The sequence below is a fragment of the Pseudomonas sp. D1-1 genome (genome assembly GCF_051132225.1).
In the GTDB taxonomy this organism is placed as follows: domain Bacteria; phylum Pseudomonadota; class Gammaproteobacteria; order Pseudomonadales; family Pseudomonadaceae; genus Aquipseudomonas.
Map to the genome: position 1 here is coordinate 3,015,374 of NZ_CP071676.1, position 25,833 is coordinate 3,041,206.

At 58.7% G+C, this 25,833-nt stretch carries 26 protein-coding genes; 14 read left to right on the forward strand and 12 right to left on the reverse strand.

What is annotated here, in order from left to right:
• The first annotated feature begins 123 nt into the window (after nucleotides 1-123).
• From J3P86_RS13585 to J3P86_RS13600, 4 genes are all read left to right on the forward strand, one after another.
• Nucleotides 124-660 carry an RNA polymerase sigma factor gene (locus tag J3P86_RS13585; RefSeq protein WP_434698166.1) on the forward strand — a complete coding sequence of 179 codons (537 nt, stop codon included), beginning with the start codon at nucleotides 124-126 and terminating at the stop codon, nucleotides 658-660.
• 96 nt (nucleotides 661-756) lie between these two features.
• Nucleotides 757-1,116: a hypothetical protein gene (locus J3P86_RS13590; RefSeq protein WP_434698167.1), complete on the forward strand. Its 360-nt coding sequence runs from the start codon at nucleotides 757-759 to the stop codon at nucleotides 1,114-1,116.
• A 119-nt stretch (nucleotides 1,117-1,235) separates the two neighbouring features.
• Nucleotides 1,236-2,039, forward strand: a complete 804-nt coding sequence (locus tag J3P86_RS13595) for a lytic transglycosylase domain-containing protein (protein WP_434700644.1) — start codon at nucleotides 1,236-1,238, stop codon at nucleotides 2,037-2,039.
• A gap of 53 nt (nucleotides 2,040-2,092) precedes the next feature.
• A complete protein-coding gene (locus J3P86_RS13600; protein ID WP_434698168.1) occupies nucleotides 2,093-3,451 on the forward strand; it encodes a hypothetical protein in 1,359 nt (452 codons plus the stop codon).
• A gap of 510 nt (nucleotides 3,452-3,961) precedes the next feature.
• Here J3P86_RS13600 and J3P86_RS13605 read toward each other — a convergent pair.
• Nucleotides 3,962-4,717, reverse strand: coding sequence for a hypothetical protein (locus J3P86_RS13605; RefSeq protein WP_434698169.1), 756 nt, complete (start codon nucleotides 4,715-4,717; stop codon nucleotides 3,962-3,964).
• Nucleotides 4,718-5,281: 564 nt separating this feature from the next.
• Between J3P86_RS13605 and J3P86_RS13610 the strand changes: the two genes are divergently transcribed.
• Nucleotides 5,282-6,982, forward strand: coding sequence for a diguanylate cyclase (locus J3P86_RS13610; RefSeq protein ID WP_434698170.1), 1,701 nt, complete (start codon nucleotides 5,282-5,284; stop codon nucleotides 6,980-6,982).
• 37 nt (nucleotides 6,983-7,019) lie between these two features.
• Here J3P86_RS13610 and J3P86_RS13615 read toward each other — a convergent pair whose 3' ends face one another.
• Both J3P86_RS13615 and ppk2 read right to left on the reverse strand, forming a co-directional pair.
• On the reverse strand, nucleotides 7,020-7,763 hold the full coding sequence (locus J3P86_RS13615; protein ID WP_434698171.1) for a hypothetical protein: 744 nt from the start codon (nucleotides 7,761-7,763) through the stop codon (nucleotides 7,020-7,022).
• A 309-nt stretch (nucleotides 7,764-8,072) separates the two neighbouring features.
• Complete coding sequence (gene ppk2 / locus J3P86_RS13620) at nucleotides 8,073-8,990, reverse strand: polyphosphate kinase 2 (protein ID WP_434698172.1); 918 nt, start codon at nucleotides 8,988-8,990, stop codon at nucleotides 8,073-8,075.
• Between the two features lie 188 nt (nucleotides 8,991-9,178).
• Between ppk2 and pstS the strand changes: the two genes are divergently transcribed.
• From pstS to J3P86_RS13650, 6 genes are all read left to right on the forward strand, one after another.
• On the forward strand, nucleotides 9,179-10,210 hold the full coding sequence (pstS, locus tag J3P86_RS13625; RefSeq protein WP_434698173.1) for a phosphate ABC transporter substrate-binding protein PstS: 1,032 nt from the start codon (nucleotides 9,179-9,181) through the stop codon (nucleotides 10,208-10,210).
• Nucleotides 10,211-10,284: 74 nt separating this feature from the next.
• Nucleotides 10,285-11,250 (forward strand): phosphate ABC transporter permease subunit PstC, encoded by a 966-nt coding sequence (gene pstC, locus J3P86_RS13630; RefSeq protein ID WP_305501066.1) that lies wholly within the window; start codon nucleotides 10,285-10,287, stop codon nucleotides 11,248-11,250.
• On the forward strand, nucleotides 11,250-12,161 hold the full coding sequence (gene pstA, locus J3P86_RS13635; RefSeq protein WP_434600771.1) for a phosphate ABC transporter permease PstA: 912 nt from the start codon (nucleotides 11,250-11,252) through the stop codon (nucleotides 12,159-12,161). Before pstC ends, pstA begins: the two co-directional genes overlap by 1 nt.
• A 75-nt stretch (nucleotides 12,162-12,236) precedes the next feature.
• Entirely contained in the window at nucleotides 12,237-12,998 is a 762-nt protein-coding gene (gene pstB / locus J3P86_RS13640; RefSeq protein WP_025214260.1) for a phosphate ABC transporter ATP-binding protein PstB, read from the forward strand.
• 95 nt (nucleotides 12,999-13,093) lie between these two features.
• Complete coding sequence (locus J3P86_RS13645) at nucleotides 13,094-13,792, forward strand: hypothetical protein (protein WP_305501063.1); 699 nt, start codon at nucleotides 13,094-13,096, stop codon at nucleotides 13,790-13,792.
• The gene (locus J3P86_RS13650) at nucleotides 13,792-14,412 is read left to right on the forward strand and encodes a hypothetical protein (RefSeq protein WP_434698174.1); all 621 of its coding nucleotides are present in this window, start codon (nucleotides 13,792-13,794) and stop codon (nucleotides 14,410-14,412) included. The genes J3P86_RS13645 and J3P86_RS13650 overlap by 1 nt, the downstream gene beginning before the upstream one ends.
• Nucleotides 14,413-14,463: 51 nt before the next feature.
• Here the strand turns inward: J3P86_RS13650 and J3P86_RS13655 are convergent, their stop codons facing one another.
• Nucleotides 14,464-15,474: a zinc-dependent alcohol dehydrogenase family protein gene (locus tag J3P86_RS13655; protein WP_434698175.1), complete on the reverse strand. Its 1,011-nt coding sequence runs from the start codon at nucleotides 15,472-15,474 to the stop codon at nucleotides 14,464-14,466.
• A gap of 150 nt (nucleotides 15,475-15,624) precedes the next feature.
• Between J3P86_RS13655 and J3P86_RS13660 the strand changes: the two genes are divergently transcribed.
• Complete coding sequence (locus J3P86_RS13660; RefSeq protein ID WP_434698176.1) at nucleotides 15,625-16,539, forward strand: LysR substrate-binding domain-containing protein; 915 nt, start codon at nucleotides 15,625-15,627, stop codon at nucleotides 16,537-16,539.
• Nucleotides 16,540-16,581: 42 nt separating this feature from the next.
• Here the strand turns inward: J3P86_RS13660 and J3P86_RS13665 are convergent, their stop codons facing one another.
• Entirely contained in the window at nucleotides 16,582-17,316 is a 735-nt protein-coding gene (locus tag J3P86_RS13665) for an NADPH-dependent F420 reductase (RefSeq protein ID WP_434623626.1), read from the reverse strand.
• Nucleotides 17,317-17,352: 36 nt separating this feature from the next.
• The gene (locus tag J3P86_RS13670; RefSeq protein ID WP_434623624.1) at nucleotides 17,353-18,111 is read right to left on the reverse strand and encodes an SDR family oxidoreductase; all 759 of its coding nucleotides are present in this window, start codon (nucleotides 18,109-18,111) and stop codon (nucleotides 17,353-17,355) included.
• Between the two features lie 100 nt (nucleotides 18,112-18,211).
• Between J3P86_RS13670 and J3P86_RS13675 the strand changes: the two genes are divergently transcribed.
• Nucleotides 18,212-18,802 (forward strand): TetR/AcrR family transcriptional regulator, encoded by a 591-nt coding sequence (locus tag J3P86_RS13675; RefSeq protein WP_434657950.1) that lies wholly within the window; start codon nucleotides 18,212-18,214, stop codon nucleotides 18,800-18,802.
• Between the two features lie 137 nt (nucleotides 18,803-18,939).
• Here J3P86_RS13675 and J3P86_RS13680 read toward each other — a convergent pair whose 3' ends face one another.
• From J3P86_RS13680 to J3P86_RS13695, 4 genes are all read right to left on the reverse strand, one after another.
• The gene (locus J3P86_RS13680; RefSeq protein ID WP_434698177.1) at nucleotides 18,940-20,100 is read right to left on the reverse strand and encodes an alkene reductase; all 1,161 of its coding nucleotides are present in this window, start codon (nucleotides 20,098-20,100) and stop codon (nucleotides 18,940-18,942) included.
• Nucleotides 20,101-20,174: 74 nt separating this feature from the next.
• Complete coding sequence (locus tag J3P86_RS13685) at nucleotides 20,175-20,858, reverse strand: type 1 glutamine amidotransferase domain-containing protein (protein ID WP_434623618.1); 684 nt, start codon at nucleotides 20,856-20,858, stop codon at nucleotides 20,175-20,177.
• 310 nt (nucleotides 20,859-21,168) lie between these two features.
• On the reverse strand, nucleotides 21,169-21,771 hold the full coding sequence (locus tag J3P86_RS13690; RefSeq protein WP_434600778.1) for a TetR/AcrR family transcriptional regulator: 603 nt from the start codon (nucleotides 21,769-21,771) through the stop codon (nucleotides 21,169-21,171).
• 36 nt (nucleotides 21,772-21,807) lie between these two features.
• On the reverse strand, nucleotides 21,808-22,458 hold the full coding sequence (locus J3P86_RS13695) for a TetR/AcrR family transcriptional regulator (RefSeq protein WP_434623616.1): 651 nt from the start codon (nucleotides 22,456-22,458) through the stop codon (nucleotides 21,808-21,810).
• Nucleotides 22,459-22,571: 113 nt separating this feature from the next.
• On the opposite strand from J3P86_RS13695, the gene J3P86_RS13700 reads away from it, so the two are divergent.
• On the forward strand, nucleotides 22,572-23,777 hold the full coding sequence (locus J3P86_RS13700; protein ID WP_434698178.1) for an MFS transporter: 1,206 nt from the start codon (nucleotides 22,572-22,574) through the stop codon (nucleotides 23,775-23,777).
• Nucleotides 23,778-23,843: 66 nt separating this feature from the next.
• Here the strand turns inward: J3P86_RS13700 and J3P86_RS13705 are convergent, their stop codons facing one another.
• Complete coding sequence (locus J3P86_RS13705) at nucleotides 23,844-24,656, reverse strand: molybdenum cofactor biosynthesis F family protein (RefSeq protein WP_434623612.1); 813 nt, start codon at nucleotides 24,654-24,656, stop codon at nucleotides 23,844-23,846.
• 123 nt (nucleotides 24,657-24,779) lie between these two features.
• Nucleotides 24,780-25,745 carry a transcriptional regulator FeaR gene (gene feaR / locus J3P86_RS13710; RefSeq protein ID WP_434600780.1) on the reverse strand — a complete coding sequence of 322 codons (966 nt, stop codon included), beginning with the start codon at nucleotides 25,743-25,745 and terminating at the stop codon, nucleotides 24,780-24,782.
• Nucleotides 25,746-25,833: the final 88 nt, after the last annotated feature.

Here is a 25,833-nt window from a genome sequence, read left to right on the forward strand (position 1 = left end):
AGATTGCACGAACAGGTAAAAAACATAAAAAAATATTCATGAAGGACAGTGGGTTAGAGCGCGCAAACGGTTGGCACGCATATCGCTCTTACAGTCGGACTTACCGCCAAATGGTTATTGTCCATGTGTGTAATCAACTCGATCACGTATCCGGCTCCGGTTTCTCTCCTTCGTCAGCTCGATCGCAGGATGGTGCAAAAGGTGCGGTTGTTTATCAGGGCCAAGGTCGCGAACCCTGATGATGCGGAGGATCTGCTCCAGGCGACCTTTCTCGAAGCGCTGCGTAACGAGCACAAGTTTCGGCACGATTCGCTGTTGCTGACCTGGCTCTGCGGCATTGCACTCAACCTCATTCGCAGCCATTTCAGACGTCTCTACAACCAGCCGTTTCATGACGACCTGCAGGAATGCGGCGTATTGGAGATGGCCGACAGCCGCGACATTGTGTCCGAGGTCAGTGGCTTCCGTCAGCTGGCGCGAGTCTTTCGCGCAATGGAAACCTTGCCGCCGAATATGGAGGAGGTGATCCGGGTCGCGATGGAAATGGAGGGTAATTATCTGGAAACCGCCGCTCGGCTGGACATACCGATTGGCACGGTGCGTTCGCGCCTTTCGCGCGCTCGCGAGCAACTCAAACGGCGAGTCTCCAGCGAATACTGAGCCCTGCGAATTTGCACCCCGGCGATATAAACAGGGAACCTCTTTCGCCGACGGCTCCACGCACTATTGAGATCCCATCTTCAAGGAGCGCCCGGTATGCGAATTTGCATCGCCTACATGCAGGTTTCTGATAATGATTCGAAAGCCGGGCAGCTTATCGCTCGGGTTCCTAACTGGCCATTCGAGACATCATCGGCACGCGCCCCAAATGTGCCCGCAGACCAGGCTTGCAGCCGAACATTGCTGGTATTCAGGCCTACCGGCATTGAGCAAGCGTTGCAGGAAATGACCAGTGCGCTCGTGGAAAAATCTCCGTCAGCCAATCGTCAGTTTGTTCGGCTGATGAGGCGATTATTCGATACCGGCTCTGTTTCGTCGTCCGTGCATCAAGGCGCATTGCCTGGGCATTGCGGCTTCGAACCATTCGCCAGCGTATCAGCAAACCAGGAGCATTGATTTTGAGCCTGTCTATCTCTCCCACTCGTAACTCCACCCCTGAAGCGCTGCTTGTACCCGAAAACAGCAGTGAGCGGTTTGCCCGGCACCCCGGCTCGAATCCTGCGGTCACTGGCGATATGTTTGCGACTCGCCCTGAGCGGCCGATCAACTTCGGTCAGCCTTCGCAGGTGGCGGATCAGCCCATACCTGCACAAAAGAAGAGTGAGGCCGAGCAAGCCGACCTGATGATGCAACTGATGGAAGTCATCATGCAGGCCATCATGCAATGGCTTCATTCCTCGATGAATAGACAGGAAGGATCTGATGGCGGCGGGGCATCCCAGCCGGGACCTCAACCCCACAATACGTTGATGGCGCAACCGAGTGGTGGCGGTGGTGGTGCGCCTGGCGGGCCGATCAACAATGCGCAGGCCGGTGGTGTGGCAGGCAGTCCGGCATTGCGCGGGCAGGATGGGTTGCACTTGCCCGCTCAATTGGAGCCGTATCGCCAGGATATCGTCGACGCGTCCAATGCTACAGGCGTCCCCGGCAACGTGATTGCAGCACAGATCTGGGCGGAGTCCAGAGGCAACCTGAACTCCAGCAGCACCAACGTCAACGGCAAGACCGACGCCGGCTTGATGCAAGTCAACGCTGACACTTTCGCTCAATTGAAGAGGGAAAATCCGGCGCTGCTGGGCAATGCCGACGTCAACAACCCCCGCGACAACATCATGGCGGGAGCCCTCTATCTGCGCGACCAGACCCAGGCGTTTGGCGGCGACCTCGGCGCCGGGCTGCGCGCCTATAACTCTGGTCCTGACAAGGTCAATCGAAACGACCTGGCTGATACCGGAGGGGTAGGCGATCCCGGTTACCCGGCCAACGTACTGAAGTTCGCCGAGATCATCGCGAGCGGCAAAGGTCAGCTGCCCGGCTGACTGACACGTCTTGTTTGCACAGCTGACAAACCCGCAGGAAAGGAGTAGCACTTATGGGTATCAATAGCGTCCCATTGCGCAGATTACAGAACCATCCCATTGATGATGCGCAATCAACGAATCTGGAGCGAACGGGGGAGGTGCTGTCTGTTAATGGCGACAACTCTCAAGAATTGGCCGCGTTGAAAAGCAAACTGGACGCTCTGTTCGAACCCCACAGGACGGCTGAGAACCATGCGCAAATGGACGCCTTGATTCATGATCGCGCCGTTGAGTTGAAGGAAATGGGCGAGACGCCGGAGACGCTTGAGGCGCTGCTAGAAAAAGCGGCGCGCATGGATCGTGTAACGGCTCCGGTGCAAGGGGCGGTGGCTTCCGCACCCTTTGCTGCGGCCTCGGTTATTTTGGACAAAGTGCCCGCGGTGACAGCTCATGTTGCGCATAGTCCAGCCTTGACCGGCTTCGTGGCGGGCTCGTTTTCCGGTGCGATGGACGCGGTGGGCGGTGGTCTGCTGGCGAGAGCGACGCATGACACTTATTGGCTGAAACCGCCAGCGGAAAAATTGGAACCGGTGATGCAACAAGCCCTGACTTTCAGGAAAGAGGAAACCAGGGGGGGTAACGCTAAAGAGTCTGCGCTGTCCTGGCAGACGTTCAGTGTCCGCAATGCTGTGCGCCTCGGGGTGGCCGGCGCCATGAATGCAACCGTCGGACCGAAGGCTGCCGCCGCGGTTGATACGGCTATCGCCTCAGCAGGAGCTTTGGCGGCCGGCGCAGGTTATGCCCACCTGATGAATAAAAACGACTTGAACGCTCATCGCGCCGGGCCGGCCTATCTTTTGGGTCGAACCGACTGGAAAGATCAATATCAGGCATTGAAGGAGAGTACGACCTTGAGCCCGATCGCAAACGGGGCCAAACGCCTCGCCGCAATGCCTCTGAACCTCCTGACCGATGCGACGAGGTCTTTAAGCGGCGCGTTATCCTTTTCCAGCATGGTGTCTAACGCAGGTGTATTGGGCGGCGGTTTTGCTGTGACCTCGCTGGCTCGCGATGCGGCCAGGAATCTGGCATCCCAGAATGGCTTGGGGCCAGGAGAGGTCGCTGTGGTGGATCATACGGTCAACCTTGCCATGTCAGCGCTTACCTTTGGTTCTTATGGGGTGGCCAGTGTTGCGACCGAGCCCCTCAGCGACGCGGCCGTCAAAGTGTTGCAGGAGGACGTTCCGGCGAAAGCGCAGCAGGCTACTGATGCAACTCTTGAGGCTGGCAAGGCGGCGGTACATATGGTGCGCGAGCAGGCACCCGTGCTGGCGCGAAGCGTCGCCGCCACCGCAAGAGATATGACGGACCGTGTGCTGGAGCATCGCAGACTCAGGACCGGAGGGGACACGACCGAGAGTCCCGTCTGATTGACCAGTCTCGCAAGCCACTCACTGTGGGAGCGAGCCTGCTCGCGAAGAGGCAGCGCATCGAATATTTCACTCACCTGACACACCGCCTTTGCGAGCAGGCTCGCATCCTATTGGATACCACTTGGAGATTCGAACGAAAAAAGGAACCTTTTCATTCATATTTCCCACCCATTAATGCGACCTCATCGCGATAAATCCAATTATCAACAAGGTGAACGACACATGAAAAAGACAACTCTGAAAGCTATCGGATCGGCAAAAATCCACCTGGTGCTGGCTATCATGGCCGCTGGTTTGGCAACTCAAACCGCAATGGCCGCTATGCGCGCGCCAGCCTGGTAAGACCTGTCATCGGGTCTTGTAAATCAAGCTCTTGGCATCCGCGCCAAGAGCTTTTTTTTGGCTAAAGCCAATCCATCTCAACCTCAATTCGATTTTTAATAGACTCGTTAAGAGAGGAAAGCAAATGTCAGCTCGAATTCCAGGCGGGGGTTATTTGCCACCGGTTTACATATCGACACCCATCATGCAGGAGAATCCAGCGATCGAGCCCCTCGGCCGCTCAGTCCCTTTGTCGAAGGCCAGATCAATCCTTTTCACGTAGGAGAACCTCAAGGTCGGGTCCCAACTTCGGCCCCACGGCCGCTCAGTCCCTTTGTCGAAGGCCAGATCAATCCTTTTCACGTAGGAGAACCTCAAGGTCGGGTCCCAACTTCGGCCCCACGGCCGCTCAGTCCCTTTGTCGAAGGCCGCATCAATCCTTTTTACGCAGGAGAACCTCAAGGTCGGGTCCCAACTTCGGCCCCACGGCCGCTCAGTCCCTTTGTCGAAGGCCGCATCAATCCTTTTTACGCAGGAGAACCTCAAGGTCGGGTCCCAACTTCGGCCCCACGGCCGCTCAGTCCCTTTGTCGAAGGCCGCATCAATCCTTTTTACGCAGGAGAACCTCAAGGTCGGGTCCCAACTTCGGCCCCACGGCCGCTCAGTCCCTTTGTCGAAGGCCGCATCAATCCTTTTTACGTAGGAGAACCTCAGGGTCGGGTCCCAACTTCGGCCCCACGGCCGCTCAGTCCCTTTGTCGAAGGCCGCATCAATCCTTTTTACGTAGGAGAACCTCAAGGTCGGGTCCCAACTTCGGCCCCACGGCCGCTCAGTCCCTTTGTCGAAGGCCAGATCAATCCTTTTCACGTAGGAGAACCTCAAGGTCGGGTCCCAACTCCGGCAAGTACTCCGAATAGAGGTCGCGTCGATCCAGTTCGACATGAGCGAAACCAGACCTTAGCGGCTCTTGAACTGCTTGCACATTCCGCCAGGCGCGGTCATGTCAATGAAGAGACACAGCTTCGTATCTCGCTTCTCAGCTCGCTTCCCATAGAACTTCAGCGATCAGCCGATGCAGCACCAGAAAGACGTCATCGCCAGAATTTTTCCGAGAGAGAACAGGGCGGAATCGTTCCGTTATCTTTGCGTGAGAATGAGATGGGCGCTCCACCTGCCTATACCTCCCCGGTCAGACCGTCAGAGTACGACGACGCCCGTACAGAACCATCGGACCACAATGAGATCCTGCCCCCTTACACCGTCACTGATGAAAGATGAAGCTGGGCATTCGTTCGGTCATGTGCCCTCGCCGAATAGAGAGGCCTGATAACCAACCAGCGTTCTTCCTTTGGAAAATGCACGCTTGATCAAACCACGTCAGCAGCGCTCACGTGTGATACAGCTTGCCTGCCTGGTTGTTCAATGCGATAAACCGTTTGTCTGTGTTGCCCGGGGGCAAGTTTCCTCTTCAGCCGGCATCAGTTGATATCCAGAGCGCAATCGTCAATGCCTGATCGTAAAGCCAGCCTTCTTTTCGCCGCAGCCACCGCCACTGCCGTCATGGCCGTCACCGCGGCGGTGGGGCCCATCACGTTGTTCTGGACCAACGAGACGCGTCTGGAGCGAAACGTGGTCGAGTCGCAGATCGAGTGTATCCGCAACGTTCAGGGGTTGCTGGTCGATGCCGAGACCGGTGAGCGTGGCTACGCCTTGACGGAAAAGGACGACTTTCTACAGCCGTACTATGTCGCCGTGTCTCGACTGTCTGCTGCCCTCAAAAGCCTGCGAAGTGCCTATCAAGGCGATCCGGCCGAAGAGATTGCGCGTGTCGAAGCGTTCATCCGACGTGCCGAACTGAAAATGGTCCACCTGGACAGGGTCGTGAAGCTGGTCAGCCATAGTGGCAATGATGCGGCCGAGGCCGAGATCGCCGCTGGCGGCGGCAAGGACCTGATGGACACGGTGCGCACCCTCAGTGCGGAGCTTATTGCTGACGAAACCGAAGAGCTCGTGGCGCTCGAACGCCAGCTGTTGAGCAACATTCGCTGGGCGGTGGCGATTTCCATCCTCAGTTTTATGGTCACTTTGGGTTTGGGGCGTTTTATCTACCTGTCCATGCGCAGCAGTGTCCGCCGTCAATCGGAGTCTGCCGCGGCGGCCAACCTGGCCAGCGATCAATTTGGCCTGAGCCTGGCGCGTTTGAAACGTCGCAATGGCGAGATTGGCCTTCTCGCGGAAATGGCGAGGTTGATGCAGACGGAACTGTCGCTGAAGGAAACGCTCCAGCTGGCCAGCACTTACTGCCAGCGATTGATACCTGCCAGCGAAGGGGAGTTCTTCCTCTATCGCAACTCGGCTGATGTCCTGCAACACGCCGCTGCGTGGGGGCAGGCTGAGGAAAAAGGCTCCGATGCAATACTCAACCCCAAGGATTGCTGGGCGATCCGGCGTGGACGCTGGCATTTGTCGGTGCACAACCACGATCTTTGCTGCCCTCATTACCCAGCAGCGTCCGGCACTGACCCGGTGGCTGACTGTTGTCTTCCGTTGATGGCTTACGGTGAAATCCTCGGCCTGTTGCATATCCGTCAAGTCGGCTTGCGCGACCTGTCCGAGGAGGGCCTGCAGATCGCTGAAGCCGTGGCTGAACAAACGGCGCTGGCATTGGCGAATGGTCGCATGCGCCAGGTACTGGAAACCCAGTCCATAAAGGATCCGCTGACCGGGCTGTACAACCGCCGCTTTATGGACGAGACGCTCAACCGCGAGCTGGCGCGCTCCGAGCGCAACGGGTCGTGCCTGAGTGTCGTGATGATCGACCTCGATAACTTCAAGCAATTGAACGACTCTTATGGCCACTCGGCAGGCGACGCGGTGCTTCGTGCGGCCTCGACCTTGATGGTGCAATCGCTGAGAGCGTCAGACATTGCTTGTCGATTTGGCGGAGAAGAGCTGATTGTCATCCTGCCGGAGTGTTCATCCGAAGGCGCCGCTTTACGCGCTGAGGCCATACGAGCGGCGTTGGAAGAAATGACGCTGACCGATCACGGCCAGACGCTCACGGTGACCGCTTCTTTTGGCGTGTCTTCCACAGAGACCAGCGGAATTGATCAAGGCGCTCTTTTAAAGGCGGCCGACTCGGCGCTTTACGCAGCCAAGCGATCAGGAAAAAACCGAGTTGAATCCTGGCCTGTACGGAAAAGATGAGCGGTACCCGTTGCAAGAAAACGCAGACGGATTCGAGCTAGCTTGCGAAGGACGCCGGCCGAATATTCGCTGGAGCGTTTGCCAATTTGATCATCGCATTACACAAGGCCCGGACGACCGGTACGTAGCTCATCAGGCTGGGCTGGAAACCTTGGAGCGCAGCCGTTGGGTTGATCAGGTGTACCGCGATGTGCCCTGGCAACCATGAGACGAGTGGCCAGCGGGGCCGCTGGGCGATGGCCGGGCACAGGTCAGTCGCCGTCGCGCCAAATTCGGAAGATGCCACGAACGCCACGCCCATCAGGCACGCGCCTTCCAGCTGAGCGCGCAGGCGGCCGGGGTTTTCTACAGCGCCCAGGTCCGCGACAAACACGGTGTCATGCACAATCAGGCGACCCTCGTCGCTCAGCTCGACATCGAGTACCGCGGCCATGTAGCTCTGCGCATCGTAGTGGGCGGCGATGCCCTGCGTTCGGCGACCTTCCGAAGGCTTGCCCTTGCCCCAATGGCTTTTTGTGGCGGCTTCGGTGATGACGTTACGCATTCGCTGGGCATCGAAGCCTGAACCTTGCTCAGCGCCATGGTTCAGTGTCGAGGCCGAATCGATCAGTGAAAGCAGGTAGTCACGTTGATCGCGCCTGCACGTAGGGTCCTGGGCGGCCATGAGTCGCTGTTCAGCGCCCAGGCGAAGCAACAGGTCTCTGCGGTCCAGAATGCCACCTGGCGTCAACGGCCAGATGAAGTGGTCAAGTGCGCTGTCGTGCCCGTCGGGGTGGTTCATTACGTTTCTCCTTCCGGCTGATGACAAGTGCTCCAGCAAAAAAACAACGGAGGATTCAAATCCTTGCTCAAGCCAGGACCCCGTGGGAGCGAGCCCGCTCGCGAAAGCGCCGGTCCAGCTTGCATCGATATGGGATGTGCTGACGTCTTCGCGAGCAGGCTCGCTCCCACAGGTTGGCGCTGGCGCCGCAGGAACAATCCTGGAGTTACTTTAGGCGGGACGATCTGACGTCAGGGTGACGGGAGGCTGACAGGAACATGTCAGGCGATAGAAGGGGGCGCCCGGCACAGGGCGCCCCATCCGGTTATCTCAATAAACCTGAGGAACGACGATTTCCGGCGGCGTCGGACTGCGGAAGTAGTCTTCCTGCCTGACGCGTTCCGGTAGCTCGATCGCCGGGAGCTCGACTTCTTCATAGGGCATCTGGCCGAGCAGGTGGTGAATACAGTTGAGTCGCGCTTTTTTCTTGTCGTCGGCTTGCACGACCCACCATGGCGCCTCGGCGATATGGGTGCGTTCAAGCATGATCTCCTTGGCCTTTGTGTACGCCTCCCAGCGCCGCCGGGACTCCAGGTCCATGGGGCTCAGTTTCCATTGCTTGAGCGGGTCGTGGATACGGCTGAGAAAGCGCAGGTGCTGCTCCTGGTCGGAAATGGAGAACCAGTACTTGATCAGCTGGATGCCTGAGCGGGCCAGCATGCGCTCGAACTCGGGCACGGTCCGGAAGAACTCTTCGTATTGATCGTCGTTGCAAAAGCCCATGACCTGTTCGACGCCGGCGCGGTTGTACCAGCTGCGATCGAACAGGACGATTTCACCGGCGGCCGGCAAATGTGAAACGTAGCGCTGGAAATACCATTGGGTGCGTTCGCGGTCGTTCGGGGCGGGCAGGGCGGCCACCCGGCAGACCCGAGGGTTGAGGCGCTGGGTGATACGTTTGATGACTCCGCCTTTGCCGGCAGCGTCGCGCCCTTCGAAGAGGATCACGACCTTGTGGCCCGTCTTGACCACCCAGCTTTGCAACTTCACCAGTTCGCCTTGCAGGCGGAACAGTTCGCTGAAATAGATTCTCCGGGCTTCTTTTTCTGATCCTTCTGGAGCCTGTCCATCGAACAGGGCATCCAGGTCGTGTCCGTCTTCGGCCAGCTCCAACTCCAGTTCTTCATCGCTGTGATCGAGCAGTTCACGGTGGATGCGCTGTATCAAGGTGTCGTCTGTCGAGGACATGGTTGTGGGCTCGCGTCGTAGGAGATGGCGAAGTGTTAGTCGTAATTTGTTACGAGGCGATTACAACCGCCGCCATGGTGTAGGCGATATCTGAAGGACATAAGTGCACTTTGCCACTGCGCATTCATAAAACCGTAACAAGAATGTTGCAGAGTTCCCCGGCCCGTCATCACAAGGAATTTCTTTTAATGAAAAGTTTGATGAAGTCTGCTGCGCTCGCCGTTACGGTTTCTCTTTGTGCCACCTCGGCGTCCTTCGCTGCAGAGAATGTCCGTCTGACGGGGTCCGGGGCGAGTTTTCCAGCTCCGATCTACCTGACCTGGTTCAAGGATTTCAGCAAGAAATCGGACGGTGTCACCGTGGATTACCAATCCAAGGGCAGCGGTGCGGGCGTACAGGACTTTCTGAACAAGACCGTTGATTTCGCCGCCAGTGACTCGGCGATGAAAGAAGAAGACATCGCCAAGGTTGCCGAAGGCGTGCAGTTGTTGCCGATGACCGCCGGTGAAATCGTGCTGGCCTACAACCTGCCGGGCAATCCCAAGGGCCTCAAGCTGCCACGCGATGTGTACTCGAACATCTTCCTGGGCAAGATCACCAGATGGAACGATCCGCAGATCGTTGCCGCCAACCCGGACCTGAAACTCACCGATACGCCGATCACCGTCGTTGTACGTGCGGACTCCAGCGGTACCACCGCGGTGTTCACCAAGCACCTGGCAACCATCAACCCGGAGTTCAAGACGGCGCTGGGCGAGGGCAACACCGTCAACTGGCCGGCCAGTGACAAGTTCATCAAGTCGCCGAAAAACGATGGCGTGACCGCGACTGTGCGTCAGACCCCGGGCGCGATTGGCTATATCGAATACGGCTTCGCCAAGCTCGCCAAAGTCGACTTCGCCCAACTGCAGAACAAGGCCGGCAAGTACGTCGTGCCGAACGCCGAGAGCGGTGCAGAGGCCCTGGCGGCGGTGAAGATGCCGGAAAACCTGGTGGCCTGGCTGCCGGATCCGGACGGCGCCAAGTCCTACCCGATCACGTCCTACACCTGGATGATCTTCCGCAAGGACAACGGCAACCCGGCCAAGGCCAAGGCCATGCGTGAAATGGTCGAATACAGCCTGACCGAGGGGCAGAAGATTGCCGATTCGATGGGTTACATCCCATTGCCGGCGTCGGTCGTCGAGCAGGTTCGCAAGGCATCCGCCAACATTCAGTAACACCGTGAGGTCTCTCTCGGTGTGTGCCTCCGCGCCACGCCGGGAGAGTTTTCCCCCTGTTCCGGACTTAGCCCATGAACAAACCTTTTGTCGTACCGGTTAATCCGGACTCTGCCTGCCAGCCACCCTCGACGAAGGATTTCCTGGTTGATCGCACTTTCCGTGCGCTAGCGCGCATCGGCGTGGTGCTGATTCTGGCGCTGGTATTTGCGCTGGTGTTCGAGGTGGGACGCAAGGCAATTCCCGGCATGGAGAAACACGGTTTCGACGTGCTCCTGGGCAGCGTCTGGGACGTCAACCAAGGCAAATACGGCATCCTGCCGGCTATCTGGGGCACGCTTTACAGCGCCTTGATCGCGTTGCTGATCGCTGGGTTTTTCGGCGTCAGCATGGCGATTTTCCTGACCCAGGATTTCCTGCCGCCCAAGCTCGCCGCCATTTTCCGCACCATCGTCGAACTGCTCGCGGCCATCCCCAGTGTGGTTTATGGCCTGTGGGGGATCTACGTGGTCATCCCGGCGATCCGACCGTTGACAACCTGGCTGAACAGCGAACTCGGCTGGATACCTTTTTTCGGCACGTCCCTGAGCGGGCCAGGGCTGCTGCCGGCGGCGCTGGTGCTTGCGATCATGATTCTGCCAACCATCGCAGCCGTTTCGCAGGATGCGCTCACCGGCGTACCGATGAAAACCAAGCAGGCCGCCTACGGCATGGGGACGACTCACTGGGAAGCGATTCTCAAGGTGATGGTGCCTTCCGCCGCCACCGGCATCTTCGGCTCCCTGGTGCTGGGCCTCGGGCGTGCCCTGGGCGAGACGATGGCGCTGGCCATGCTGGTCGGCAACGCCAACAACATTTCCCTCTCGCTGTTTGCTCCGGCCAACACGCTTGCTGCCCTGCTGGCGTTGAACTTCCCCGAGGCCGGGCCGAACGAGATCGAGGTGTTGATGTATGCCGCCCTGGTATTGATGTTGATTACGCTGATCGTGAACATTTTTGGTTCGATGATCATGATGTATGCCCAACGGGGTAACAAGTGATGACAGACCTCACTGCAGCAACAGACTTGACCGCGCCAGCGGGCGCGATGCCCAGCTTGCAGCGCAAGTTCGAAGGCCGCGCGTTGCGCAGCCTGATCCTGACCACCCTGGTCTGGACCGGCGCGCTGCTCGCCAGCGTGCCGCTGATTTCCGTGCTCTACATGCTGATCACCCGTGGTGGCGCGCGCCTGAACCTGGAAGTCTTTACCGAACTGCCACCGACCGGCTTCGAGATGGGTGGCGGCTTCGGCAACGCCATGGCCGGTACCTTCGTGATGGTCGGTATCGCGGCAGCCATCGCGGTGCCGATCGGCATCATGGCCGCCGTCTTCCTGGCGGAGCTGGGGCCGGACAGCAAATTGGGCAACGCCGCGCGGTTTGCGGCGAAGATGCTCACCGGCCTGCCGTCGATCCTGGCCGGGGTATTTGCCTACGCCCTGGTGGTGATGACCACCGGTACTTATTCGGCGCCGGCGGGCGGCGTGGCACTGGCCGTGCTGATGCTGCCGATCGTCGTGCTGACGGCGGAAGAGTCGATGCGCATGGTGCCCAAGATCATGAAGGATGCTGCCTATGGCATGGGCTGCACCCGCTCCCAGGTGATCTGGAAAATCGTCTTGCCGACCGGCATGCCGGCCATCCTCACCGGCGTCATGCTGGCCGTGGCACGTGCCGCGGGCGAGACCGCGCCGCTGCTGTTTACCGCGCTGTTCAGCAACTACTGGATTTACCACCAGGGCAATCTCGAGGTCATGAACCCGACGGCCTCGCTGGCGGTGCTGATCTACAACTTCTCCGGGATGCCTTTCGACAACCAGCTCGAGCTCGCATGGGCGGCCTCACTGGTGCTGGTGATGATCGTGCTGTTCGTGAACATCATCAGCCGTATTTTCGGCAAGCCCAAGTATTAAGAACGGGAGCATCTGATCTTGAACGTATCCACTGCGCAAATAGCCGCTCCGTTTGTCACCCAGGCACCTGTAGTCATGGACTGCAAACTGGACAAGATTTTTTATGGCAACTTCATGGCGGTCCGTGACAGCCATGTGCCGATCGAGAAAAACAAGATCACCGGGTTCATCGGTCCTTCCGGCTGTGGCAAGAGCACCGTGCTGCGCAGCCTCAACCGGATGAACGACCTGGTGAAAGGGTTCCGTTTCGAAGGCCACGTGCATTTCCTCGGACAGGACGTCTACGGCAAGGGTGTTGACCCGGTGGTCGTGCGCCGTTACATCGGCATGGTATTCCAGCAGCCGAACCCGTTTTCGATGAGCATTTTCGACAACGTCGCGTTCGGCCTGCGCCTCAACCGCTACAAGGGCGACATCGGTGACCGGGTCAAGCATGCGCTGCAAGGCGCCGCGCTGTGGGACGAAGTCAAGGACAAGCTCAAGGTCAGCGGCCTGTCGCTCTCCGGCGGCCAGCAACAGCGCCTGTGCATTGCCCGCGCCATCGCTACCGAGCCGGAAGTGCTGCTGTTGGATGAACCGTGTTCGGCACTCGACCCGATCGCTACCCGGCGGGTCGAGGAGCTGATGGTCGAGTTGAAGAAGGACTACACCATCGCCCTGGTGACCCACAACATGCAGCAGGCCATCCGCGTGGCTGACACCACGGCGTTTTTCTCGGTGGATATTTCCCAGGGCACGCGCACCGGTTATCTGGTCGAGATGGGCCCGACGACGCAGATTTTCGACAACCCGCGTGAACAGATGACCGGCGATTACATCAGCGGCAAGTTCAGCTAAGCCACACTTCAGGTCAAGGCCGCATCCCTGCAGAAGCCAAATGGATTTGGCGGGCATCCGGTAGACATTTACCAAGCGTTTTCCAAGGAGCACCAATGCCTGCTACGCATCGCCTTGATTTGCCAGCGATTGAACGCGCACTACGGGAAGTGCAGGACCGCTTCGCCCAGCTCAGCCGGCACTTCACCGAGCCGCGTGACCCGTTGACCGATGAAGTGCTGCAGAATGTGCTTGAAGGTTATGCGTTGGTTGACGAATATGTTGCCCGCGGCGTCGACCTGTTCGATCTGCAGCAACTGAACCTGATGCTGGAGATCAACGCCACGGTGCTCTGCGGCCGGGATCCGGCGCGCCGGTTGGAATACGCCCATCACCTGGCAGCGACCGAGGCGCATTTCTTCAACAATGTTGAAGGAGGCATCAAGGATTTGTACAACTGGTATTGTGCCTATCGCAGCGAGTCGGTGTGGAAGCGCGCGGCAGGCGTCTATGTACGGATTCTCAGCAAGCCGCAGTTGTTCATCGAAGGTAACAACCGCAGTGGGTCGCTTATTGTCAGCTATCTGCTGATGCGCGCGGGCTTGCCGCCGTTTGTGCTGACACTGGAAAATGCCGAAGGCTATTTCAACCCGTCTTCGGTGATACGCAACTCTGCCAAGCATGGCGTCAAGGCGTTGTACGAATTGCCCAAGATCAAGAAAAAATACGCAGCGTTTTTAGAAGAACAGGCACCCGATCCAATGAAGTTTTTTCTCAAAGGCGAGTCTTTGCCGCTTTCCCAAGGTGGCCATTGATGGACGTCAAATGCAGAACATTCAGCAGCCGGGTAGGGCAGGCCATCCGCGGCACATTGCCGACGCAGCTGTTCAAGCGCCAGCGCATACGGATTTCGTTTGATATCGATGACACGCTCGCCTGCCAACTCCACCACTGCGAAGTCGAGCAAAGCCGGCTGCCGGCCTGCATTCACCGTTGGCTGGGTGAGCCGCTGCGCCGGGGCACCCGCTCGCTGATCCGGGAATTGCGTCGCCAGGACTGCAGCATCTGGGTCTACACCTCGTCCGGCCGCACGCCGTCCTATATCCGCCGTTGGCTGCTGCTGTACGGCATCCGCGTCGACGGTGTGGTCAACAGCGTCCTGCACAACCGTGCCCTGATGGTGCATGGGCTGGAGAACTCACCCTCCAAGTACCCGCCGGCGTTCGATATCGACTTGCACGTTGATGATTCGGAAGGCGTGCAGCTCGAAGGCGATGACCATGGCTTTCGTGTTGTCGTGGTGCATCCGGAGGACGAGGGCTGGGCGCAGAAGGTGCTGGAGGCGGTCGCCGTTGTCCAGGCGCAGCTTGAGTGGCAGCAGATGTTCAGGCCCAAAGGAGCCGCGCAACAACGCGCGGAAGCTTCTTTGTCTTGATGCGATGCGGCCTGACCGCAAAAAAAGGCGCCATGGTGGCGCCTCAGTGGTTCAGGCGATCTTGATTACAACCTTTCCAAATGCTCCTTTTGCCAGGTGCTCGTAAGCTTCCCGGGCTTTCTCGAACGGATACACCTGATCGATCACTGGGCGAATCCTGTGTTGGTTGAGAAATGCATTCATCCGCTCGAACGATGAGCGCGGCGCCACCGCAATACCGCGAATGGTTGTCTGGCGAAAGATAAGAGGCATCAGTTCGAGTTCCGCAGTCTGGCCGGTCAAAAAGCCGATCTGCGCAATACGCCCGGATGCCTTGGTCGCTGCGATCGATTGATTGATGCCGCTGCCTCCGGCTACATCCAGCAGCAGATCCACGCCTTTACCCTCGGTCAGCTTCAGCACTTCGTCTGCCCAGTTTGGCGTAGTCCTGTAGTTCACGCCCGCTATGGCCCCCAATCCCTTCACGGCTTGCAGATTTTCGTCGGTGCTCGACGTTGCGATCACCTTGGCGCCGAGCGCAGTTGCGATCTGCACGGCAAATATGGACACACCGCCAGTGCCTTGGACCAATACGGTTTGTCCAGGCTCAATCTGCCCGAAGTCCACCAGTGAATACCATGCCGTGAGCGCGGCAATCGGCAGCGTAGCGGCCTCTTCATCGCTCATGTTGTCAGGCGCACCCACGGCGCTTTCCTGATGGATGATCATGTACTCGGCCAAGCCACCGGACAATGGTGATCCAAAACAGTAATCCGGCTCATTGGGTCCGGGCTCGCCATCCAGCCAACGGGAGTACAGGTGCGAGTTGACCCGATCACCGATCTTGAAGCGCGTCACACCATCGCCAATTGCGACCACTGTTCCGGCCGCATCACTTACGGGAATGAGGGGCTTGGGCACCTTATGCGGCTCATAAATGCCGTCAACGATGGCCTTGTCGCGAAAATTGAGCGAGACAGCGCCAACCTTGACCAGCAATTCGCCGGGCCCCGGGCGTGGTGTAGCCGTCTCTTCCAGTTGCAGATTGTCGAGTCCGAAGTCTTTTAATAGCCAGGCTTTCATTGTGAATCTCCAAACGAGTCAGTGACGGCAAACCGCAAAGGGTTCGCCTTCTGCACATGGTTCGCTTTTAGAGAGGCGCAATAAATGCGTGAAAAAAGACATGATTGTTATATCCTGCGGCAACAATAGCGTTCGCCAGGGCCTGACATCATGGAACTGCTGCAATCAATGCGTCTATTCGCCAGGCTTGCCGAACTCGGCAGCTTCACAAAAACTGCCGAGTCGCTGGATATAGGGCGGCCGCAGGTCACCCGTTCCATTCAGGAGCTGGAGACATCATTGGGTGTGCGCCTTTTCCAGCGCACGACCAGAAAGGTGGCGCTCACCGCCGAGGGCGAACGATTCTATGGGCGGGTACAGGAGATTCTTGCGGACATTTCTGCCGCAACTTCGATGTTCGACCGCACCGGGGCAACGCTTACGGGCCGACTTCGCGTCGATATCCCGACCGCTTTCGCGCAAATGGATTTCATCAGAAGCCTGAAAGCGTTCACCAGCACCTTCCCAGGCATCAACGTGATACTGGGCGTGACCGACCGAGCCGTTGACTTGATAGGAGAGGGCATAGACTGTGCGTTGCGCATAGGCGATTTACCGGACTCGACATTAGTCGCTCGCCCCGTTGCATGGGCGACGATGGTGACGTGCGCGGCGCCCGAATATCTCGCCAGGCACGGCGAACCCCAGACACTCGGCGACCTGGTCTCCCATCGAGGGGTGAACTTCTTGTCCGGTCAGAGCAACAGGCCGTTGTCCTGGCATTTCTTGGTGGAAGGCCAGGATCGAGCGTTCGTAAGTAACCCCGCCATCACCGTCACTGAATCGAATGCGTACGTGCAGTGCGGTGTGTCGGGCTTCGGAATAATCCAGGCGCCAGGCATCGCTGTGGCCGGGTATCTGGAAAGCGGCGCTTTGGTGGAGATTCTGAGACCCTTTCGACCAGCTCCTCGCCCAGTGTCGTTGCTATACCCAAGCCGGACGCACCTGGCGCCGCAAGTGCAGGTTCTTCTCGAATGGCTGCAAGAGCACTTTGTTCAGCTTCATCCCGAGTGGCTGGAACGATAGAGGTTCAGGAACATCTTGAGCCCGTCAGGACAGGCGAGAGAGTCAGGCTGTCATGGCGCGATTCAAGGCAACGATTTGCTCATGTGAAAGCTGACTGCCGGGCGCCATGAACCTGGCGATCAATGCGTCGCGGTTTTGCGCCGCCCGAGTCTTGTCAGCCGCGTCCAGGGCCAATTTCAACGCCGGCAATGTCAACTCGGTGCAGTAAGCCGGTGTACCTGGTTGCTGACGCCAAGAGTCTTCAAGGTTGCCAGCGGCAAATGCGCTAAAGCCGGTGTCCTCGACGAGATCCTGCGCAACCGCCAAAGCGGCGGGATCGCTCCCTGCGACAGGTAACGCTATGCGTGTTGAGGACCCGGCTGGCTGGCCCTTATCGGCAAGCGTGGCGGCGAGCAGGGCGTTCCAGGCCTTGATGACCGGGCGGCCAAGCTGTTCGCTGACCCAGATGCTCTCGGGCTTGCCGGCATCGACGTCCTTGATCGCCCCGTCACGGCCTGGATAGTAATTGGAGGTGTCGATGACGACGGTCTTTTCAGGGACGTTACTGAATGCCTGCCCGAGTTCGGGGTGTTTTGCGAACGGGATCGAGAGGATAACCGCGTCCACCCCAGACACAGCCTCTTCCCTGGTCACTGCCTTTACACCGATTTCGCTGGCGAGTTTCTGTAGGCTTTCAGGACCCTTCGAGTTCGCCAGCTTGATTTCATGGCCGCACGCAGCGAGCTTGCGGGCAAGGGTGGCTCCAATGTTGCCCGCGCCGATAATTCCGATCTTCATTTCGATGGCCTCGCATAAAAAGTTATCAAAATTTCATCATTCAGCTGGCGCTTTGTATCCCGCCAGCATTTTCAGAACCTCGTCATGTGTACCATCCGCTTCGGCAAACCGTAATGGCTTGGCGCGCTCGACGACAAGTTCCTGTGGCGTCGGGGTGATGGCGAGGAGTTCGAAGATTCCATCCAGGAACTGCTCCAGGGGCATGGCGTGTTCGTCGTTTTCCTGCCCAAGCAAAGTGGTACGCACACCCGGCGGCGCAAGCTCGATGACTTCGACCGAAGACGCCTCCAGCTGTACTCGAAGACTTTGAGTAAAGGAGTGCACGGCCGCTTTGGTTGCGCTGTAGGTCGGCGTCGCCGGCAGCGGGACGAATGCCAGGGCGGAGCTGACATTCACAATCGTTGCGCTGGGCTGTTTGATCAGATGCGGCGTAAACGCGTACACCATGCGAATCGTGCCGAGCAGGTTGGTGGTCACGATATCTTCGGCGGTACTCAGATTGTCCGGCGCAGTCAGGTCCTCCCATTGCATGATGCCTGCGTTGTTGATCAGGACGTTCAGGTTCGGATGGCTGATCGCAAGGGTTTCGCTGGCATGCAGGATGGATTGTGGATCGCAGACATCCAGCAATATCGATTCGATACCCGGATGTTCCGACACGACTTTGTCGAGCAGCGCCTTGCGACGTCCCGCGATAATCACTTTGTTTCCCGCCTCGTGAAGCCTGAGCGCAAGGCCAAGGCCTATGCCTGAAGAGCCGCCAGTGACCAGGATCGTGTTGCCAGTGCGGTTCATAGTAAACTCCGGTGATGAAATTCAAGCGGACAGCTGTCCACTTACGCAACGTACCGGACAGATGTCCGCTTAGCAATGCATTCAAGGAAAATTTTTGCTCATGCCTGACGAACTGGTGATGCGTGCTGACGCCAAGAAAAACCGTGAACGGATACTGGAGGTCGCCGTAACAGAGCTGACCCTCGATCCCGCGGTCCCGCTGAGCACGATTGCGAAGAAAGCCGGGGTAGGCCAGGGCACGTTCTATCGCCACTTCGCCACCCGGGAAAAATTGGTATTCGAGGTCTATCAATTCGAAATGCAGCAGGTGGCTTCGTTGGCGGAACAACTGCTCGCCACGAAACCGCCGAAGGAAGCCCTCCGGGAATGGATGGACTGCCTCGCCGAATATGCGATGACCAAGGCCGGACTTGCGAGTGCGATACGCCAGGCCGCTTCTGCCTATGAGTTTCCGGGGAAGTCGGGATACGCGCCGATGCTGGCGGCGGCAGAATTGCTCTTGAGGGCTAACGAAAAGGCTGGAACGATTCGTAGCGGAGTGACCAGCGACGACTTTTTCCTGGCCACTGCCGGAATCTGGCAAATGGATTGCCAGAGCGAATGGCATCCACGTTTCTCCAGGTTGATGGATCTGGTCATGGATGGCCTGTGCGCGGGCAGCCCTGAAAGCCTGAAGAGGGACAACGACTAGTTTCAAATCTCAAGGCGTCGGCAAACCCGTGGTGAGGGAGGGGCTGGCGTTCCAATGCGCGGCGCTCACAAAAGGGGCCGCTACGCAGCCCAGCGGGAGCAAGCTCCCTCGCCACGGGGGGGCTTGAGTCAGTGGCGTCAGTACGTGGGAATTGTTTCCTCGCGCTCAACTGTGGATGGGGAATACCGCGGGTAATCGGTGAATCCTTGTTCATTACCGCCGTACAGTCCGGTGGCATCAAGAGCGTTGAGCGGCCAACCATTGGCGATACGCTGGGGCAGGTCGGGGTTGGCGATAAACGGCCGGCCGAATGCGACCAGGTCGGCCAGGCCCGACTCGATCAGGCGCGCCGCGCGGTCAGCGGTGTACAACCCGGCATAGATGATGCGGCCGGTGAAGGTGCTTCGCACCTCGCGCCGAAACGCCTCGGGCAGGTCCGGCGCATTCGGCCAGTCGGCTTCGGCGATGGACAGATAGGCGATGCCTGCCTGCTCAAGCACCTTGATGGCTTCGATGTAGGTCTGGTGCGGGTCGTCCTCGACGAAGCCGATGTACACGCGGTCTTCTTCGGTGCTGGTGAACAGCGGCGTGAAGCGCACGCCCACACGGTCGGGCCCGACCACGGCGCTGACGGCCCGGACCACTTCGCGCAGGAAACGCAGGCGATTGTGCAGCGAGCCGCCGTAGTCATCGGTGCGCTGGTTGGCATGGGCGGAAATGAACTGATTGACCAGATAACCGTTGGCCGCGTGGATCTCGATGCCATCGAAACCGGCCGCCAGGGCGTTGCGTGCGGCCTGGGCATAGAGTTCGACCAGCGCCTTGATCTCGGCGACGCTCAGCTCGCGCGGAGTGGAGGGTTCGATCAGCGTGCCGGTGCCGGGACCGGTTTCGATAAAGGCTTTGACCTTTTTCGCCTGGATCGCCGACGGTGCGACAGGGGCGGCGTTTTCCGGTTGCAGTGCGCTGTGTGACACGCGACCGACATGCCAGAGCTGGGCAAAAATTACCCCGCCCTCAGCGTGAACCGCCTCGGTGACGGTGCGCCAGCCATCGATCTGCGCCTGGCTGTAAATGCCCGGCGTCCAGGCATAACCCTTGCCACGGGGTTCGATTTGGGTGCCTTCGCTGATGATCAGGCCGGCACTCGCGCGCTGTTGGTAATAGCGGGCCATGAGGGCTGTGGGCACGTCACCGGGCTGGCCGCTGCGTTGACGGGTCAGGGGCGGCATGACGATGCGATTTTTCAGCGTCAGTGGGCCTAGCGAGGTGTGTTCGAACAGCGAGCTGTATTTCATAACAATATTCCTTGGTGGCGAGCTATCGGCGCGATAAGGGCGGGAGACCTGCGACGTCTCCCGCGGCAACAGGCTCAAGCCTCGTTCAGCAGATCGATAAGGACCTGCGCGGCTTCGCTTGACGAACCCGGGTTCTGACCGGTGATCAGCAGACCGTCACGCACCACGTAGGAGGACCAGTCGGCGCCTTTCGAATACAGGCCGCCGTTGACCTTGAGCATGTCCTCGACCAGGAACGGCACGACATCGGTCAGGCCTACCGCGGCTTCTTCGGTATTGGTGAAACCGGCAACTTTTTTGCCCTGGACCAGCGGAGTACCGTCAGGCTTTTTCACGTGGCGCAGCACGCCAGGCGCGTGGCACACCAAGGCGACAGGCTTGCCGGCGGCCTGGAAAGACTCGATCAAGCGGATCGAGACCGGATCTTCGGCCAGGTCCCACAGCGGGCCGTGGCCGCCTGGGTAGAAAACCGCATCGAAATCGTCTGGCGAGACACTGTCCAGGCGCACGGTGCTGGCAAGCAAGGCGGTCGCTTCAGGATCGGCTTCGAAACGGCGGGTCAGGTCAGTCTGAAAGGACGGCTCGTTACTCTTCGGATCAAGCGGTGGCTGCCCACCCTCAGGCGACGCCAGAACGATCTCGGCCTTGGCGTCGAGGAAAGCGTAGTAGGGCGCCGCCAGCTCTTCGAGCCAGAAGCCGGTCTTGCGGCCGGTGTTGCCGAGGGTGTCGTGCGAGGTCAGTACCATGAGAACTTTCATTTCGATTTTCCTGTTGAGAGTGTGTCGCATCAGTTTGAATAGACCAGTCGTCTAGCACCTGGGCAAAAAAATCAAGCTGCAAAAGGCGTCGCCCAAACCTCAGAGTGGGTGGCTTTCACGAGCTGCTGCTTTGCGATGCGTAGAACGTGTGGCTACCTTAATTTCAAATTAGACCAGTCGTCTAGTAATATTTTTATTTTTTCGCATCACGGTTTGTTGGAGGAGGGTGCAGACAGGCTAAAGCTGCGCAGGACACGCTTCAGATGAGTAGGGATAGGCAGATTTTGATGCCAGGAGGCAGCGGTATCGATCAGGTAAGGCTGAGAATCTGGCGAGTCGTCGCCATTGCCGTCTCGAAAGGCTGGACACTCTTGGTGATCTTGACCATGACACTGGCACCGACCCACAGCTGATAGAGACTTTGCGCGACCGCATGAGGCTCGGCAACGGACTCCAGGGAGCCTTCGGCGATTCCGCTCTCGATCGCCACGGCCAGGCGGTCGGTGATACCCGCTGTGCCGCGCTTGAGCACCGCGCGCATCGCCTCTGAAAGGTCGGCGACTTCCACGCCCAGCTTCACCGCCAGGCATTTGCCCTGGCAATCCTGGAACGATTGAGTCTGTTGCCAGATGTCCCAGTACTTCATCAGACGCTGAGCCATCGTCAGGCCAGGCAGCGCGAGAACCTCGTCCAGCTCCGCCAGATAGCTCGCGAAATAGCTTTCAAGCAATGCCTCGCCGAAGGCGTCTTTTGAGCCGAAGTAGTGGTAGAAGGATCCTTTTGGCACACCCGCAGTGGCCAGGATTTCATTCAGGCCCACGGCGGAATAGCCTTTGGCGGCCATGATTCGTTGGCCTACATCAAGGATTTCCTGGCGGACGTCGGAGGTTTCGCGGGTCTTTGGGCTGCTCATGGGGGCGATCTTATTCTCTACTAGACGATCAGTCTACTATTGCTCATCCGCTTGATCGTTTGCCGCCATCGGACGGCCCATGCGTTGCGCGTCCCAGACCGTCATGACCTGCGTAACCGCGGCGTCCAAGGTCTCAAGGGAGGCGCCGTCCCGCGCCAATACCGACAGGCCCAACAGGAAACTGTCGAACACCGCGGCCAGCGCTTCCGAGGCCACTGTTGCCGGCAGCTCTCCGGCGGCGATGGCGCGATCTACACAGGCCTTGATTCCGGCACGGTTGGCGGTTCTTGCCTCAGCGAGCGGCCGGGAGATGGCTTTGCTTTCTTCCGAGCAGGCACTCAGATAACCCAGTGACACCAGGCAGCCTTTGGGATGGTCTGTCTCGCATTGCATTTTCGCCGAGCGGCGCAGCGTGCATTCGATCGCCTCCCTGGGGGGCAGGGTGGTGTCGAACAGGCTCTCCATCACCCTGCCATGGGTAGTCAGGTAGCGTTCCATCACTTCGTTGAACAACGCCTGCTTGGAGCCAAACGCTGCATAAAAGCTCGGTGCGGTGATGCCGCCACCGATGTTGGCCTTGAGCTGGCTGAGCGACGTCGCATCATAGCCATGCTCCCAGAACAGATGCAGCGCCTGCGTGATTGCCGCGTCACGGTCAAACGTGCGCGGCCGTCCCATCTGAGCCATGAAAACCCTCCTGTCGAGTGACATAAATACTAATCGATACAAAAGTGGTTGACCAGCGGAGCAACGCCTCCCTAGTATTTATACCGATCGATATATAACTCGCGGAGCATCGAATGGTCACCAACGAACGACAGGGCGCGAAGCTGCCCTATGGAGCACTGCTGGCGCTGGCAATGACCGGATTCATCTGCATCGTGACGGAGACGCTGCCGGCAGGTCTGCTGCCTGAGATTGGCGATGGCCTGGGCGTCTCACCATCCCTGGCCGGGCAGATGGTAACGGTGTATGCGCTCGGCTCACTACTGGCAGCCATCCCGCTGACCATCGCTACCCAAACCTGGCGCCGCAGGACGGTGCTGCTTCTCACCGTGGTCGGTTTCCTGGTGTTCAATTCCATTACCGCGCTGTCTTCCGTTTACTGGCTGACTCTGATCGCACGTTTTTTTGCCGGTGTTTCGGCGGGGTTGGCCTGGAGCCTCATCGCGGGTTACGCACGGCGCATGGTCGTCCCGGCCTTGCAGGGGCGCGCCTTGGCGGTAGCGATGGTCGGCACGCCCATCGCGTTGTCGCTGGGCGTGCCCCTGGGAACCTGGCTTGGCGGGGCGATAGGGTGGCGCATGTCGTTTGGTCTGATGTCCGGATTGACCCTGGTGTTGATCGCTTGGGTGCTGATCAAAGTGCCGGATTACCCAGGTCAATCCTCCTCCCAGCGTCTGGGCTTGCGTCAGGTCTTGTTCACGCCTGGCGTGCGCGCCGTGCTCGGCGTTGTGCTGACCTGGATGCTGGCCCACAACCTTCTCTATACGTACATCGCGCCATTTGTCTCCGGCGCAGGGCTGGGCCGGCATGTCGATGTGGTCCTGCTGGTCTTCGGTGTCGCGGCGCTGGCTGGCATCTGGATCTCCGGGCGGCTGGTCGATCGCCATCTGCGAGCGGCGGTATTGACCAGCCTCGCTACGTTCGCCGCCGTATCGGTCTTCCTCGGAATATTTTCAGCTTGCGCCGCAGCGATCTATCTCGGCGTTTTCATCTGGGGCCTGACCTTCGGCGGCGCCGCAACGTTGCTGCAAACGGCCTTGGCCGACGCAGCAGGCGAGGGCGCCGACGTTGCGCTGTCGATGAACGTGGTGGTGTGGAACAGCGCAATCGCCGGCGGCGGGTTATTGGGCGGGGTGTTGCTTGGCCAATGGGGCGTCAGCACTTTTCCCTGGGTGCTGTTGGTGTTGCTGCTCGCCAGCCTGGCGCTCGCGCTCCGAGCGCGGGTGCATGGCTTTCCGCAGGGCGAAAGATATGCCGGTCATGGCGCAGCCGCGCATTGATTGGAATGAACTCGATAGAGTCGAATAAAAAAACCACTCGATGAGTGGTTTTTTACATCCCTACGTTCAAAAGGCGACGGGATAAGACGTTTCGTTCAGCACAGTCGCTTTTGATCCAAAGGTGAGGTGAATCAGTTTCCTTGGCTTCGGGTCCCAACAGAAGAACCGACCCACGGAGCGCATCTGCGCAAGGTCCACGACGATAACCGACTCCACAGGCATGACCGTTTCGGTCCAGAACAACACGTAGAGGTCATCGGCGACATCGAAATAAGCGCACCGCTCGACGTCGGCCAGACCTTTCTCAGCCCCGTTCACGCAGTGCCAGGCCATGGTTTGCGCGCCGAAGTAGACGTGCTCATACCAATCGTCCGCGCTGTAGCGGTACAGCACGCGCTTACCGACCAGGCCGGCCCCTTGAACGATGGGCGCGCCCCCAGGCTCGCCATCGACCACGGCAGTCACGAAATCTGTACGCGTACGTTTTTCCCCTCCTCTGTCATAAAAAAGGGAGACAGCCGCCAGTACATCACCGGTTTCGTATTTCCAGACCAGGGTGGCCGACTCCTGGTGTTCGGGCTTGAGGAAGTCGATGAAAAAGATACCGGGGCGAACCTCCACCGCTTCGTAGGTTTCTGTTTCGGATTCACCGGTGCCTTCGCCCTCCAGGATGGTCCAGGTCAACGTATTCCCATCAACAAAATGGTGCTCGATCAGCCAACCGTTGGCAAAGCGAAGGTTGGCTTTTTTTCCTGCCAGAAATAGGGACGGAGCGTATTTGTACTCATTAAAACCGTCGGCCATTTCCTCAAGCGTCGGCCATTGCTCTTCAGGCACGAATGGTTGGTTCTTCAGTTCTTGTTCGATCTGATAGCTCACGATGTCTCCTCGTTTACGGCCGGTTCCGATTGAGGTTTCATCCTAGGAGCGGGCGCAATCAATGTCTTGGCGCCGAGCGCCATCGCTTGTGCTGGAGTGACACATTTCCAACAAGCCGGAGGGTCAATTGCATTCGGTTGAAAACTGATGGCGATAGTCGCGGGGAGAAATGCCGAATCGCAGCTTGAACGCCTTGGAAAAATGGCTCACATCATTGAAGCCCCAGGCGTAGGCGATGGCGGTGATTTTTTCATGGGCGGCTGCCTGGCTGATGGTCTCGGCACAGCGTTGCAGTCGCTGTTCCAATATGTGCCGGCCGATGGTGGTGCCTTGCTGGGCGAAGAGCCGATGCAGGTTTCTGACCGATGTACCGATGGCTTCTGCCAGACGCTCGGCACACAACTCGCTATCGCAAAGATGCCGTTCGATCAGGATTTTTGCCTTGATCAGTTTCTGCGCCTGGCCGCTGGAGTCTCCGCCCTCGATTGCACTGCTCACCCCAGGGCGCAACAGCATCAGCAATGCGTCGAACAATGCCGCACTCTCTTGCGGTAGCAGGTTCGAAGAATCGAATAGCCGTTGGGTCATCAGGCCGGCCATGCCCCCCAAAGCGCTGCTGGCAACCAAGGGACGGTTGAATATCAATTGCCTCTGCCCCAAGCGTTGGTGCAGCGCTTGGCGGGGAATGATCAGCGACATCTGGTCGCTCAGGGCATCGAAGTAAAAATCGCAAGGCTGCGTGATGTCCAGCAACACTAGGTCGCCCTTGTCCAGGCGGGCGCGATTGTCAGCCTGGCACATCAATGCGCTACCACCGACTTGCAGCACCAGGTAGAAAAAATCTTTGTCATCGGCCCGAATATCGCTGCGGGCGCGGTGCAAGTGCTGGCAATTGCTGATGATGCGCGAGCCATCCAACGCGGAATCTGTGCCCGTCAGATTTTTCATCGCGCCGGTAAAGCTCGCGAGGCCGGGCCCGGAAGGCGGCTCGGCGTGAAAGGTTCCGCATTTCTGACCGAGGTCGTGTTGCCAGGCCTCGAAGCCCTGGGCGCCCGTATAGAGCGGTTCTGTTTGCCAAGTGTTGTACATCGTTACCTCGGCTGCCGGCTGCACGCCGGTTTTGTTTTTATATTGGATCGGCCGTCGACACGTTTCCGACACCCGCAGTATTTAGTAG